The 13,957-nt window shown below is 66.7% G+C and carries 12 protein-coding genes; 7 read left to right on the top strand and 5 right to left on the bottom strand.

Going from position 1 to position 13,957, the window contains the following annotated elements; all coding sequences use genetic code 11:
• Positions 1-6 precede the first annotated feature (6 nt).
• From AC2D10_RS04795 to AC2D10_RS04780, 4 genes are all read left to right on the top strand, one after another.
• Positions 7-1,908, top strand: coding sequence for a glycosyltransferase (locus AC2D10_RS04795; protein WP_484710793.1), 1,902 nt, complete (start codon positions 7-9; stop codon positions 1,906-1,908).
• 41 nt (positions 1,909-1,949) lie between these two features.
• Positions 1,950-2,741, top strand: a complete 792-nt coding sequence (locus AC2D10_RS04790) for an ABC transporter permease (protein WP_484710792.1) — start codon at positions 1,950-1,952, stop codon at positions 2,739-2,741.
• Complete coding sequence (locus AC2D10_RS04785; protein WP_484710790.1) at positions 2,741-3,490, top strand: ABC transporter ATP-binding protein; 750 nt, start codon at positions 2,741-2,743, stop codon at positions 3,488-3,490. The genes AC2D10_RS04790 and AC2D10_RS04785 overlap by 1 nt, the downstream gene beginning before the upstream one ends.
• A gap of 99 nt (positions 3,491-3,589) precedes the next feature.
• Positions 3,590-4,810 (top strand): polysaccharide pyruvyl transferase family protein, encoded by a 1,221-nt coding sequence (locus AC2D10_RS04780; RefSeq protein WP_484710789.1) that lies wholly within the window; start codon positions 3,590-3,592, stop codon positions 4,808-4,810.
• A gap of 19 nt (positions 4,811-4,829) precedes the next feature.
• On the opposite strand, the gene AC2D10_RS04775 is transcribed toward AC2D10_RS04780, so the two are convergent.
• Genes AC2D10_RS04775 through AC2D10_RS04765 form a run of 3 tightly spaced genes read right to left on the bottom strand, consistent with a single transcriptional unit; the run spans position 4,830 to position 8,299 of the window.
• Positions 4,830-5,426, bottom strand: a complete 597-nt coding sequence (locus AC2D10_RS04775; RefSeq protein ID WP_484710788.1) for a hypothetical protein — start codon at positions 5,424-5,426, stop codon at positions 4,830-4,832.
• A gap of 3 nt (positions 5,427-5,429) precedes the next feature.
• On the bottom strand, positions 5,430-6,392 hold the full coding sequence (locus tag AC2D10_RS04770; protein ID WP_484710786.1) for a glycosyltransferase family 2 protein: 963 nt from the start codon (positions 6,390-6,392) through the stop codon (positions 5,430-5,432).
• Complete coding sequence (locus AC2D10_RS04765) at positions 6,389-8,299, bottom strand: glycosyltransferase (protein WP_484710785.1); 1,911 nt, start codon at positions 8,297-8,299, stop codon at positions 6,389-6,391. The genes AC2D10_RS04770 and AC2D10_RS04765 overlap by 4 nt, the downstream gene beginning before the upstream one ends.
• A gap of 153 nt (positions 8,300-8,452) precedes the next feature.
• Between AC2D10_RS04765 and galE the strand changes: the two genes are divergently transcribed.
• Positions 8,453-9,442 carry a UDP-glucose 4-epimerase GalE gene (gene galE, locus AC2D10_RS04760; protein WP_484710784.1) on the top strand — a complete coding sequence of 330 codons (990 nt, stop codon included), beginning with the start codon at positions 8,453-8,455 and terminating at the stop codon, positions 9,440-9,442.
• A 27-nt stretch (positions 9,443-9,469) separates the two neighbouring features.
• Here galE and AC2D10_RS04755 read toward each other — a convergent pair whose 3' ends face one another.
• Together AC2D10_RS04755 and AC2D10_RS04750 are read right to left on the bottom strand one after the other, a co-directional pair.
• Complete coding sequence (locus AC2D10_RS04755) at positions 9,470-10,750, bottom strand: O-antigen ligase family protein (protein WP_484710783.1); 1,281 nt, start codon at positions 10,748-10,750, stop codon at positions 9,470-9,472.
• A 14-nt stretch (positions 10,751-10,764) separates the two neighbouring features.
• Complete coding sequence (locus AC2D10_RS04750) at positions 10,765-12,180, bottom strand: O-antigen ligase family protein (protein ID WP_484710781.1); 1,416 nt, start codon at positions 12,178-12,180, stop codon at positions 10,765-10,767.
• A 67-nt stretch (positions 12,181-12,247) separates the two neighbouring features.
• Here AC2D10_RS04750 and manA point away from each other — a divergent pair, with 67 nt between their 5' ends.
• Positions 12,248-13,378, top strand: coding sequence for a mannose-6-phosphate isomerase, class I (gene manA / locus AC2D10_RS04745; protein WP_484710780.1), 1,131 nt, complete (start codon positions 12,248-12,250; stop codon positions 13,376-13,378).
• Between the two features lie 187 nt (positions 13,379-13,565).
• Entirely contained in the window at positions 13,566-13,883 is a 318-nt protein-coding gene (locus AC2D10_RS04740) for a WhiB family transcriptional regulator (protein WP_082071713.1), read from the top strand.
• Positions 13,884-13,957 lie beyond the last annotated feature (74 nt).

Here is a 13,957-nt window from a genome sequence, read left to right as displayed (position 1 = left end):
AACAGCATGGTCGATAACGAGAAGAACTACGTCACCGTCAACCACACCGTCTTTCCTTCCGAGGGAGTGGCAGAGGTGTCTGCGCTGTATGTCGACACCGGCTCAGGCGACGGGTCTCAGCCGGGCGAGGCCTATGAGATCGTCGATCGGCGCGGGATCAAGGTCTATGCGCATCGCCGCATCTCGTTGAGCACGTACTTCAACGCCTTCCCGGCCAGCGACTGGCAGCACTCCACTCCGGTTCGGGCTGTCCGCCTGGTCGCGACCGTGAGGGGACGAGGCCTCATCTCGGTGTACAAGTCCAGCGCGCGCGGCCGCGCGTCGGCGCATGCGTCGAAGACGTTCACGGACGAAACCGTGATCTTCGACCTTCCGGTCACGTCGTTCATCGACGGGGGTTTCTACTGGTTCGACATCGCCGCCGGCAACAGCGACGCGACGCTCGTCGCCGCAGAGTGGCAGGTGGCGGAGCCGGAGGACTGGAATCCGGGCAAGGCGACGGTCGGCATCACGACCTTCAATCGGCCCTCGTACTGTCTGAACCAGATCATCGCCGTCGGCCAGAACGAGCACGTGCATGACGTGCTGGATCGTGTCGTCGTCGTCGATCAGGGCACCGACCTGGTTTCCGAGCAGCCGGGCTTCGACGACGCGGCCGAGAAGCTGGGCGACAAGCTGCAGATCATCAGGCAGCCCAACCTCGGCGGCTCCGGTGGTTTCTCGCGGGCGATGCTCGAATCGCTCGACGGGGGCAGTGATTATGTGCTGCTCCTCGACGACGATGCCATCTCTGAACCTGAGGCCATCGTGCGCGCCGTGCGATTCGCCGACTTCGCCTCCACGCCCACGATCGTGGGCGGCGGCATGCTGCACCTCGACGATCGTTCCGTCCTGTACACGCAGGGCGAGGTCTGGGACCAGCGGAGTTCGTGGATGCGGCCGTCCGGCGACAGCGAGTATGACCACGATTTCGCGGAGGAGACGCTTCGTTCGACGCCGGAGTTGCATCGCCACCTCGGCGCCGACTTCAACGGCTGGTGGATGTGCCTGATCCCCACGAGGATTCTTCGCGAGATCGGGCTGTCGCTTCCGGTGTTCCTGAAGTTCGACGACATCGAGTTCTCTCTGCGCGCACGCGACCACGGATACCCGACGGTGTGCCTCCCGGGCGTCGCCGTCTGGCACATGGCCTGGCATGACAAGGACCCCACCCGCACCTGGGAGGAGTACTTCATCCACCGCAACCGGACGATCACGGCGTTGCTTCATTCGCATGTGCGCGGTGGTGGACGAATGCCGCTGCACTCCTTCCTCGGCGACATCAAACTGCTCTTCATGCTGCAGTACTCCGCGGTCCGACTCCGGCACGAGGCCATGCGAGATGTCTTCGGCGGTCCTGCTCGCCTGCCCGACCTGCTCGCGGGGAAGCAGGGTGAGATCCGCGAGATGCGCACGCAGTACATCGACGCCAAGGTGGTGGAGGATTTCTCGAAGGTTCCGCCGGTGCGCCGGTCCTCCGTAGCCCTGCTCGGTGGCGTCAGCCGACCCACCAACCCCGTGATGGCGATCGCACTGGCGGCTCGCGTGGCAGCTCGGCAGCTGTTCGTGAAGCAGGCCGCCGGCAGCAGGCGCAACCCGGAGCGCATCATCTCGGCCCAGGACATCACCTGGTGGCGTTTCGCCGACATCGACTCGGCGCTGGTCACATCTCCTGACGGCGTCGGAGTCGCCTGGTATCAGCGGGATCGCGCCATGATGCATCGGTTCCTCTGGCGGAGCATCAGACTGCATTGGAAGCTCTCGCGGGAGTGGAAGCGTCTGGCGGCCGAGTACGGTGAGGAGTCACCGAAGATCACGTCGCCGGACAGGTGGCGCCAGATGTTCGACACCGTGCAGAGCGACGCCTGACGCGCTGGCGTACGGCGACGTTATTCGGACACAGGAGCCAGATGATCGGTACGACAGTGGGAGCTCCGGGCACGCCCCGGCGCTACCTGCACTCGCTGTGGCTGCTCTCTGCCCGGGATCTGCGCGTCCGGTACGCCACCAGCCTGCTGGGGTATCTCTGGTCCGTGCTGGATCCCCTGGTGATGAGCGGGATCTACTGGTTCGTCTTCACAGTGGTCTTCCACCGGTCCGTGGGTGAAGAGCCGTATATCGTCTTCCTCATCACCGCACTGCTGCCGTGGGTGTGGTTCAACACGTCCGTCTCGGACTTCACCCGCGCGTTCCGCAAGGACGCGCGCCTGGTGCGGTCGACGGCGATCCCGCGCTCGATCTGGGTGAACCGGATCGTGTTGAGTAAAGGCGTCGAGTTCCTGTGTTCTCTGCCGGTCCTGGTGCTCTTCGCGATCGTCGCCGGTGCTCCGGTCGGGTGGGGACTGCTGTGGTTCCCGCTCGCGGCCGTGCTGCAGGCCATCTTGCTCGTCGGTCTGGGTCTGCTCGTCGCGCCTCTGTGCGTTCTGTACTCCGACCTCGAGCGCACGACGGCGCTCATCCTGCGTGCCCTGTTCTACGCCACGCCGATCATCTATGGGGTCGCTGACCTGCCCGCGCCTTTCGATGTGCTCGGAGCATTCAACCCGCTCTCGGGCATCTTCACTCTGTACCGGGTGGGGTTCTTCCCTGATCAATGGAGCACGGGTGCCGTCCTGATCGGCGTCGCAATGACCTTCGGCATACTCGCGCTCGGGATCTTCGTCTTCCGCCGGCTCGAGCGCACAATTCTCAAGGAGTTGTGATGACGGAACCGATGCACGATGTCGCGATCGCGGTCGACAACCTCGGAGTCAGTTTTCGACGGAACCGACGCGGACGCCGCAACTTCAAGGATCTGTTCGCGGGGCGCTCCCGTCGATCGAAGCCGAATGAGTTCTGGCCGTTGCGGAACGTGACGTTCGCCGTGAAGCCGGGTGAGGCGATCGGCGTGGTGGGTCGAAACGGTCAGGGTAAGTCGACGTTGCTTCGCCTCGTCGCCAAAGTTCTTCTCCCCGACGAAGGCACCGTCACCGTGAACGGTGGCGTGGCTCCGCTCATCGAGATCACGGGCGGCTTCGTGGGTGACCTCACTGTGCGTGAGAACGTCCGTCTCACTTCCGGCCTGCACGGGATGTCGCGTGCAGAGGTCTCACGTCGCTACGACAGCATCATCGCCTTCTCGGAGCTGGAAGGTTTCGAGGATACGCCGTACAAGCACCTGTCCAACGGAATGAAGGTGCGTCTCGCGTTCGCCGTCGTCTCGCAGCTGGACGAGCCCATCCTCCTGGTCGACGAGGTTCTCGCGGTGGGCGACAAGGGTTTCCGAGACAAGTGCTACAAGCGCATCGACGAACTTCTCGCTGACGGGCGCACGCTCTTCTTCGTCTCGCACAACGAACGGGACCTTCGGCGCTTCTGCACGCGGGGGCTCTACCTGGATCGGGGTGAGTTGGTGCTCGATGCCGCGATCGACGCGGTACTCGACCGGTACAACAGCGACAGCGGGCGATGAGCTGCAACGTGCTGACCGCCAGCCGCGAACGATAAGCTCGAGGGGAGCAACCGCGCGCTGACCCGGGCGCGTTCTCCCCGACCCGAGGAGTTGTTTCACGTGTCGTCTCTCCCCGCGCGCGCGGTCCGTCGGATCCAACGCGCGAGCCAGGAACTCTTCAGTACGCCCGATATTCCACAGGCTCCGATATATCTCGTGTCGGCCGGCGGCCAGCCCAACTTCGGTGATGAGTTCATCACTCGGTCATGGCTCGACTGGCTCGCCGCGCATCAGCCGGACCGCGACGTCTGGCTGGATACGATCGAGCCCGGTCGCGCATCGCACCTCTTTCGGGACACGCACCCCCGACTGCGCACGACCAACACGCTGTGGCACGCGACCCACAGCGGCCCGGCGGAGGACCTCGAAGCGGCCGCTGCGAGGATGCGCGCGCTGGTGCGCGACCTCGGGTCGCCGCGTTTCGATCTCGGTTTGAGGGAATTGCGCGGGATGGGCTCCATTCACCTCTTGGGAGGTGGATACATGAACGGTATCTGGCCGGAGAATCTCGGGATCATCGCCGCGATGACCGCACTCAAGGAGGATCACGGTATCCCTCTCTTCGCCACCGGGCAGGGGCTGATGCCGCACGACGGCCCCGGCTTCGAATGGTTGCGCGGGCAATTTCAGACCTTCGATTTTGTTGAATCCCGAGATGCCGAGGGTGCGCGGGCGTTCGAAGTGCCGCATGGACTGGACGACGCATTCCTCGCATTCGCGAATGAGCGCCCCGTCTACGCACCTGGTCATGGCCTGCCTGCCACGATGGTGCTGGTGCAGGGCGATATGGCGGATCCCCAGCGTGACGATCAGCTACGGCGCGCGATGTCGCGGTTCGTCGCCGAGAGCGGTTCGACGCATACAATCGGTTTCGCGGAAGGTATCCCGCCGGATGATCACCGACACGCCGAGGGCTTCGTCGAGGCAGGCGCCCCGTTCTTCCCCTTCATCAGGATCTGGGATGAGGGGTTCCCGGCTCACGAGGGCCAGACCTGGCTGACCACCCGGTTTCATTTTCACCTGCTCGCCGCGGCCGCGGGCGCGCGTGGGATGGTGCTGAACGCCCGCCCGGGGTACTACGACGTCAAACACGGCTCACTGCAGGAGTTGGGCACGGGGTGGACGTCATGGGACTACGCCGATGATGCGGCCGTGCGCAACGACCCGGCTCCCGCCGCCACTGTCGCAGCGGATTTTCCTGCGAAAGCGCGCGTGTTCGGGGCGCGCAAAGCAGAACTCGCCGAGCGTCTCTATGCGGACGCTGCTGCCGAAGCGATGTGAACCGGAGCAGGACGTCGCGCTAGGCGAGGAGGCTGCGGAGATCTTCCAGGCTTCGACGAGCGTCGTCCAACGCGCCGTCTGCTCCGGCGCCGCTTGCGCTCGAGCGCAACTCCTCGAGTCGGGCGGAGTACGCCGCGACCGCGTCGCGCCATTGGGAGGCGATCGAGGAAGGCGGCACGATCTCGACGAGCTGCTGCGCGTCGATCTGCAACTGCTCGAGTATCGACGCGGCTTCTTCTTGGCTTCCCGCATCCGCGACGAAGCCCAGTCCGGTGTTCGCGTCATCGAGTCGGGGTGAGACCTGGTCGCGGAAGGTGGCGATATCGGGGTCGATCGGCGGAGGAGGAGTGGGCTCGCTCGGCTCGGTCGGCTCGGTGGGCTCCGTGGTCTCGGACGGAGGCGGGCTGACAGCGATCTCCGTGGCGGACGCGGAGGGCGACGGCGAAGCGGTCGCATCGGGGACGGTCATCTCACCACGGGGGATCAGGAAGAACAGCAGCGCGGCGACGATCGCGACCGCAAGGACAGAGAGCCCGACGATCAGCCAGACGCGGCCGCGATTGCTCGGCTTCGGAGGGATGGGGGCCCAGCGGACATCAGGCTGCGGGTCGGTCATCGGTCATGCCTCCAGGGGTGCCATCGGCTGCCAGGAGCGGTCTCGGCCGAGCCGGCCGCCCTCTTTCAGCCCGCGGAACAGGTTGCTCGTTCCACGCACCGTGCGCTCGACGAAGACCAGCCGGATGAGCTCCTTCGCGAACGTCATCGTCGTGCCGAGCCCGAACAGCACCGGGTTGTAGACGCGGTGCGCGCGGTAGTACTGCTTCATGTACCCGCGGTTGCGCATGATGTAGAAGCGGTAGGCGTTGCTCGAAGCGTTCATGTGGCGGATGCCCATGTCCCACTGCTTGATCTCACGAGTGCGGCGCAGAACGAACTCGTCCACGATCACCGCGGTGGTGCGTCGCGAGGCGAGCCACCCGTACATCTGGTCATCCCAGTAGATGAAGAACCGGGGGTCGGGCAGACCGATCTGCTGCACGACGGAGCGATGGATGAACATGCCCTCGAAGCATCCGCTGTTCATCTCCTTGTACCCGGAGGCGTCGAACCCGGACGGTGCGAACGGGATCGGAATGCCCATGCGCTCCGCGATTCGGTACTGCCAGTAGAACTCGCTGCCGTCGTAGTCGTATCGGCGGCCCTGGATGCTTTTGAATCGCGGCGTCCACTTGCCCATGCGAGCGAGTCCGTCGGGCAGGACCTCGACGTCGTCGTCCATCATCCAGATCCACTCGGAGCCCAACTCGTAGGCGGTGCGCATGCCCTCGCTGAACCCGCCGGAGCCGCCGGTGTTGGTCTCGAGGCGGCGGTAGACGATCTCGGTGCCGATGTCGTCGCGGAAGGACTCCACGACGTCGGTGGTGTCGTCGGAGGAGGCGTTGTCGATGATCACGACGTGCCCGGGCTTCGGGTCCATCGCGGTGATGCTGGTGAGCAGACCGGTCAGGAGATGGGAACGATTGAACGTCACGATGACGATCGTCGCCGTGCTCGGGTCGAATGCAGCGGGTGCCGCGGTCATGCCTTCTCCTCGAAGATCTGCTGCCAGGACTGGGGGGACACGAGGTCCGGGAGCGCCGCGCGATACTGCCGCTGGAGCTCTGGCCACCGACGGCGCAGCTCTGCGTGCAGCCGGATGGTCTCGCGCAGCATCTGCCGATATCTGCGGCGATCGCGAGTGTAGACATTCTTCCCGGATCCGTCGGCAGCGCTCACCAGAGCGCTGTCGAAGAAGGGCAGACGCCACCAGTACGCGTCCTCCTTGCCGAACTCCACTTCGGGCTGCGCGAGGTTCGCCGGGTCAGGCCGGTGCAGCCAGTGCGAGAGCAGCGTGGACACGGTGAACCAGCGAAGACGCATTCCCGTGGGGTTGTCGAGATTGTTCTTCGAAAGTTGCTTGTACACCTGACGGCCACGGCGTGAATGCAGCACGGTCGACGGATCGCGGTGCACGACGGTCTCAGGGAAGTCGGCGGCGAGAGCGCGGGCTGTCGGCATGGCGGTGGCGAGATCGCGCCGCAGGTGATCGGGTCCGGAGAGGACATCCCGGAGCGCGCGAGCGCGCAGTGCCACCGGGTAGTACTGCATCATCATCAGATGCTTGAGGTCGACACGGCGGCTGTGCACGAGGAGACGGCCGCCGCGTGGCGCATCGGAGTGAAGCAGTCCGGCCACAATGCGGTTGCGGGCGTGGAAGTACGCCTGCCAGTCGATCGTGTCGTCCTTGTTCACCCAGGAGACGTGCCAGAGAGCGACTCCGGGCATGGAGACGGTGGAGAATCCCGCTTCCCCTGCGCGAAGGCAGAACTCGGCGTCGTCCCACTTGATGAAGGCGGGCAGTGACAGGCCGACCTTGCGGATGGCGTCCAGCGGGATCAGGCACATCCACCAGCCGTTGTAGTCGGCATCCATGCGCATGTGCAGCAGCGTGGACTGGCGCAGGTTCGCGACGCCGAAGTCGTGCGGCATCTCCTCCTGGTAGAGGTTGCGCCACATGAACGGTCCCTCGTCGACGACCTCGGCCCAGCCGTGGAGCTTGGCCCGGTCGAGCAGATCGAACATGTGCCCGCCGACGAGCACCGGCGTGGTGGCGTACCGGCCGAACACGATCGATCGGCGCAGCGATTCGGGCTCGAGACGCACGTCGTCGTCGAGGAGCTGCACGAAGTCGCTCTCGGGACGCTGGAGAGTCTCGTGCATGGCACGGGCGAACCCGCCGGAGCCGCCCAGGTTCGCCTGACGGATGACCTGGAGCGTGTCGCCGAGCCGGGTCGCGACGTCGTCGTAGCCCTCCTGCTCCGCAACCAGCTGCGTGCCCTGATCGATCAGGAAGATCCGGTCCACGAACTCGAGCGCGCCCGGGGAGTCCGCAAGCGCCTGCAGCGTCTCGACGCAGTAGTCGGGCTTGTTGTATGTGGTGATTCCGAGCGAGGCCTTGCCGGTGCGGGCGGGCTCCTGCGCGGTGGTCCATTCGGCGCCCTCGAGTACGGCGGTCTCGGCTTCGGCGACGATGTCGAACCAGATCCAGCCACCGTCGCTGTACTGCGTGAGGGGCAGGTCGAACGTCGTCGTCGCGTCGCCGGTGACCTCGCTCGTCGAGATGCGCTGACGGATGCCCGAGCCGTTGGAGCGGTAGACCAGGATCGTCGCGGATCCCGAGGTGCGCACGGTGAGCTGCACCTGGCGGATGCTGGTCCAGTGCTGCCAGTACGAGGCGGGGAAGGCGTTGAAGTAGGAGCCGAAGGAGACGCGGCGACCGGCCGCGATGCGTGCCCGGTGGCGGCCCAGGACGTCGCCGAGGTGGGCGCGATTCGACACGCGGACGGGCTCACCCTCGATCACGGACCAGGTCTCGGGGTCGGCGTAGAGAGGGAGGAGATCGGGGTCGCGATCGAGCGGGAAGACGACGTTCTGCAGGACGTGGGCCACGGGGCGGTTCTCCGATGTTGTTTCACCGACTGCTGTTCTCGGCAGGATTCAGTGACTCGACGAGCAGGAATCAGCCTACCGTCCGCGACCTTCGGATCTGCGGAGGAGCAGGCCCCTCCGGGCGTCCGGAAGGCTCGCGATAGGATGACGGCGATGAAGGTATTGATCACCGGCGGCGCCGGATACATCGGATCCACCGTCGCGACGGCCTGTATCGAGGCCGGGATCGAGACCGTGCTGATCGATGACCTGTCGACCGGTCGTCGGGACTTCGGCGAGGGCCGCAATCTGTATGTCGGCGACATCGCGGACGTTCCGCTCCTCGATCGGGTGCTGTCCGACCACCCCGACATCGACGCCGTCATCCACTGTGCGGCCCGCATCGTGGTGTCGGAATCCGTCACGGATCCGCTCGGGTACTACGACACGAATGTCGGCAAGACCATCGTGCTGCTCGCCCGTCTGCGAGACGCGGGCGTCACCCGCATCGTCTTCAGCTCCTCGGCGGCGGTCTACGCCGCAGAGGGCGGAGACGGCGTCGTGGAGACGGGCGAACTGGCTCCGGCCAGTCCCTACGCCACCACCAAGGCCATGGTCGAGCAGGTGCTGCGCGATTCCGCGGCGGCCGGCGAATTCCGCGCCATCGCGCTGCGCTACTTCAATCCGATCGGGGCCGACCCGCTTCTGCGCACCGGACTGCAGAACCCGGTGCCGACGCACGCGCTCGGCATGATCATGCGCACGAGCGCCGAGGGCGGAGTGTTCTCCATCACCGGGACCGATTGGGCGACCCGCGACGGATCCGGACTCCGCGACTACATCCACGTGTGGGATCTCGCGCTCGCTCACGTCGCGGCAGTGCAGAAGTTCGACGAGGTCGCCACCGATGACGCGCCGTATCAGGTGATCAACATCGGTACCGGAGACGGCGTCACCGTCCGCGAGCTCGTCGCCGCGTTCGAGCGTGTCAGCGGCACGCACCTCCCGGTCGTGGAGGCACCGCGCCGCCCGGGTGATCAGGCCGGGGCGTTCGCCGTCGTCGATCGCGCGGCGGATGTCCTGGACTGGCGCGCCGAGCGTTCCGTCGATGACGGCGTGCGGGATGCGCTCGCCTGGGCGCAGAAGCTGCGCACGCTGGACTGACCGCGATCGCCGCGATCGAAACGACGCTCAGCCCTGCGGGCGCAGAGTCGGGATGACCCCGGTGTTCGCGGCGTCGATGCTCTCGCGCCACGAGCGCGACTGGCCTGCACGCAGGGCGCACAGCACGAGCATGAACCACCCGGCGCCGACGAGCGTGAAGCTCTCGAACATCGACTCGACTGCGAGCGTGACCAGCGTGATGGGCGTCCAGGCGTAGACCACCGAGCGCCGCACACTCGCGACCAGCCATGAGCGGATCAGCGCGATGCCGCCCAGCAGCAGGAACAGCACGAGACCGGCCGCGCCGAGCTGCAGCAGCACGTCGAAGAACGCGTTCAGTGCGCTCTGGTGGCGGTCGTCGAGCTGGAAGTTGATGTAGGTGAACGGATACTCGCCCCGGGCCCAGGAACCGAACCAGCCCCAGCCCTGGATGGGCTTGAGCGCTGAGAAGTCCAAGATGGTGTTCCACAGGTCGCCGCGCAGCGAGAAGTCGGAGCCGGCGTCCAGCAGCGCGATGATCTGATGCCGCAGCACGAAGGCCACCACGAGTCCGATCGTCACCAGCAACCCCAGTATCCACTGCACGAGGTTCCGGCGTTCCGGGGAGGTGTGCCGCACGATCGTGAGCGCCACCGTCACGATGCCCACGGCGGCGGCCAGCACGAGCACGGTGGGGGACGCCGACCAGAACGCGAGAGCGCCGGCGAGCGAGATCGATCCGATCGCCAGCGGCGACTTCACGGACTGCGTGCGCCATTCGACCACGAAGGTGATCAACGCGAGCACCGCGACGAAGCCCAGCATGTTCCGGCTGCCGAAGATGCCCTGCACCGGGCCGCCCTCGGCGAGCAGCCCCTCGACGCCCAGCATCGGGATCGGCATGTCGATCAGAATGCCCGAGAGGATCTCGACGCCCAGCGAGATGCCGAGCAGGACTCGCAGCGTGTCGCCGAGTGCGCGGACCGTCTGCAGCGTGTCGCGGATGTGTCCCACCGTGATGGCGAGGAACGCGAAGCCGAACAGCGACGCCCAGCCGAAGAACGTGTCGGAGCGGTCGGTGCTCCAGATCATGCTCACGAGCGCCCACACGAGGAAGGCGAGCAGAGACGAGGGGGCGATCCTCAGGGGCGAGAGCTCGTCGCGCCGCACCCAGAGGATCGCGCCGCCGATCAGGCAGAGGGCCGCGACGATCGCCGACAGCGTCGCGGTGGAACTCAGGCTCTCGATCGCGAACGAGGAGAACACGGCGCCGAGGCAGGCCAGGGTGAAGGCGCGCGCCATCTCCACCGACGCGAGGAGCCGAGCCATCCGCCGCGCTGGCGTCACGGGACCCGCCGCTGCCGTGTGCCGCGTTCGAAGACCAGGTCGCGCTCTCCGACGCCGACCAGCGGGACGGACTTGAGTTTGAAGCTGAGCAGGATGACCAGCAGCCAGCCCCACAGCATGATCGGCGTGGACTCGGTGAGCCCCTGCACCAGGAGGACGACCGTGAACAGGCTCGGGAGAAGCGTCAGCGGTGAGTAGTTGCGGGCGGAGTTGAGATCCCAGCGGGGCCGATCGACCGCGAAGAACCACGAGCGCCAGAGCAGGCTGAGGTAGGCGAGGGCCATCAGCACGACGCCGAGCGCTCCCAGCTGCAGGAAGACGTCGAGCCACATGTTGTGCGCGTGGAAGACCGTGATCCCGTGGTCGACGATCCAATGGTCGAATGCGGGATCGATGGGGATCCAGGGGCTCGCGAACCCGTTGCCGATGATCGGATGCTGTGCGGCGCGCTCGATCACGGCCGACCAGATCTTCTCGGAGCGGCCGGTCAGGTCCGAGCTGCGTCCGAGCGCTGCCAGCAGCGGCTCGCGGAGCAGCAGCACCGCCGCGACGCCGACGACGGTGCCGCCGATGGCCACCGCGTAGATGCGAGTGCGTGCTCCGGGCGTGCGGGCGCGGCGCATGACGAGGGCAACGACCAGCACCACGGACGCAGCTGCGGCGCACACCAGCGCGGTGGCGGACGAGGTGCGGAAGAGGAAGTACGCCGCGAGCAGCATCCACAGCGCCAGCGTCGTGCGCCAGCGCGCCCGGGCCGCGAACAGCACGCCGAAGGTGATGATCGCGAACAGCGACACGATCGCGAGCAGATTGGCGTTGCCGACGATGCCCTGGATCCGTCCGCCGTCGAGCAGGTTGTCGCGCACCCAGTACCACTGCGGGTCGACCTTGCCCTCGGGGAGGGGGAGGAAGTTCGGCAGCAGCGGACCGTTCATCACCAGCGACACCCACAGCTCGAGTGCCAGGGACAGGCCGAGGATCCACTTGAACGCCGACGACAGAGCCCGCACGATCTCCTGCCAGGTCAGGACGTGCGCGATGAAGAGCGCGTTGACCGTCACCGCGGCGAGCAGGAACCAGGTGATCAGCGTCGGCACTCGCCACTGTGACCACGCGACAGAGATCAGCGCGAGCGTCGTGTAGCCGAGAGCCGTCCACGGCAGCCGGCGCCAGCGGAACGGCTGCGGGCGTCGACGCGACAGCATCGGCACGCCGATCGCCGCGGTCGCGAGCGTGAAGACGACCAGGGTGATGGCAGCGCCCACGGGCCCGAACAGGTTGTACACCGCAGCGTGGGCGAAGATCGCGACCAGCACGAGGATCACATAGGCGCGCAGGAGCAGATGCCCCGTCGACTCGCGCTCGGGGGCGGAGGGCAGGGCCGCAACCGGACGCTTGGTGTACTGGGCCATCGCGTTCAGGCTACCGCGCCCGCCCACGGCGTCGCTGAAGAACATCGCCCGGCTCTACGCTGGGGGCATGCTGCTGAGTATCACGAACACTCCCCGCGACTACGCCTGGGGCTCGACCTCGCTGTTGGCCGATCTGGAGGGGCGCGCTGCATCGGGCGCACCCGAGGCGGAGGTCTGGTTCGGGGATCACCCCGGCGACCCCGCAGACCTCGTCGACGGTGGCACGCTCGATCAGGTCACGGGCGGGTCGCTGCCGTATCTGCTGAAGCTGCTGGCGGCCGCGCAGCCCCTCTCGATCCAGGTGCACCCCACGATCGCCCAGGCGCAGGACGGGTGGGCCCGTGAGAGTGGGAAGCCCGCCGACGACCCGACGCGCAACTACCGGGACGACAACCACAAGCCCGAGCTGATCGTGGCGCTGAGCGACACCTTCCAATCGCTGAGCGGACTGCGGCCGGTCGATCGCACGCTCGCGCTGCTCGACCAGCTCGGCGACGGTGCCGCCATCGCCGAGCTGCGCGCACGGTTGGAGGGTGAAGGGGAGGTGCTCCGCGACACCATCGGATGGCTCCTCGGCGGCGGAGCGCAGGGCGCGGTAAACGGGATCATCGACGCGGTCGCGGATGCCGCCGCTCGCGGTGCCGCGGGGGAGTGGGGTGCCACTCTCGACGCGGTCGCCGGCATCGCCCGGACGTACCCCGGGGATCCGGGTGTCGTGGTCGCGCTGCTGATGAACCACGTCACTCTGCGCCGGGGTGAAGCGATCTTCCTGCGTGCCGGACTGCTGCACGCGTACCTGGAGGGCTTGGGCGTCGAGATCATGGCGGCGAGCGATAACGTGCTGCGCGGCGGTCTCACTCCCAAGCGCATCGATGTGCCCGAGCTCCTCTCGATCCTCGACGCGACGCCGAGCGAGGTTCCCGTGATGCGCCCCGCAGGTGACGAGGCGATCACCGTGTACCCGGCTCCCGTTCCCGACTTCGCCCTGCAGCGCGTCACCCTGACCGGCGCGCCGGTGGAGGTCGAGGTCTCCGGTCCGTCGATGGTCCTGGTGACGGCCGGGACGGTCCAGGTGCAGACGGCCGAGGGCGAGGCGCAGGAGGTCGCTGTGGGCGCTGCGGCATTCGCGTCGGCCGACGAGCGTCTGCTTCGCCTGACCGGCTCGGGCGAAGCTTTCGTCGCGACGCCAGGGCGCTGACCCCTCTCGTGACGGTCGTCCGGGCGTGTCGCCGCGACACGCCCGGACGCGACACGCCGCAGACGCTCAAGAACATTCAAGACGCCGTTGAGGGTTTACGATCCGCGACTTGACCGGAGCGAATGACACGGGTGTAATTAGTGAAGCAGAAGCCCACGGGGGGGCGCAGACAGGGTTGGAGATCGACATGACGGGATACCGTTCCGACGTACCGGAGAACTGGTTCGTCGACCCGATCAACCTCGGCGTTCCCGGGGTCCGGAAGCCGAGCGGCGACGACGACAACGCTCTCGCCTGGCAGAGCGATGCACTGTGCTCGCAGACCGACCCCGAAGCCTTCTTCCCCGAGAAGGGCGGATCGACCCGCGATGCCAAGCGGATCTGCACCACGTGTGATGTCCGTGGAGAATGCCTCGAGTACGCGCTCAACAACGACGAGCGCTTCGGCATCTGGGGTGGCCTCTCCGAACGCGAGCGCCGCAAGCTCAAGCGCCGCGCGAGCTGAACGCCCGCACCCTGGTCTGACCGGCTCATCCTCGTTCTCAGAGCTTGGTGGGCGCGCCGTGCGCCTGCCGGTGC

Source organism: Microbacterium sp. PI-SA-G (assembly GCF_057215335.1).
This window is presented reverse-complemented; position numbering and strand designations above follow the sequence as displayed.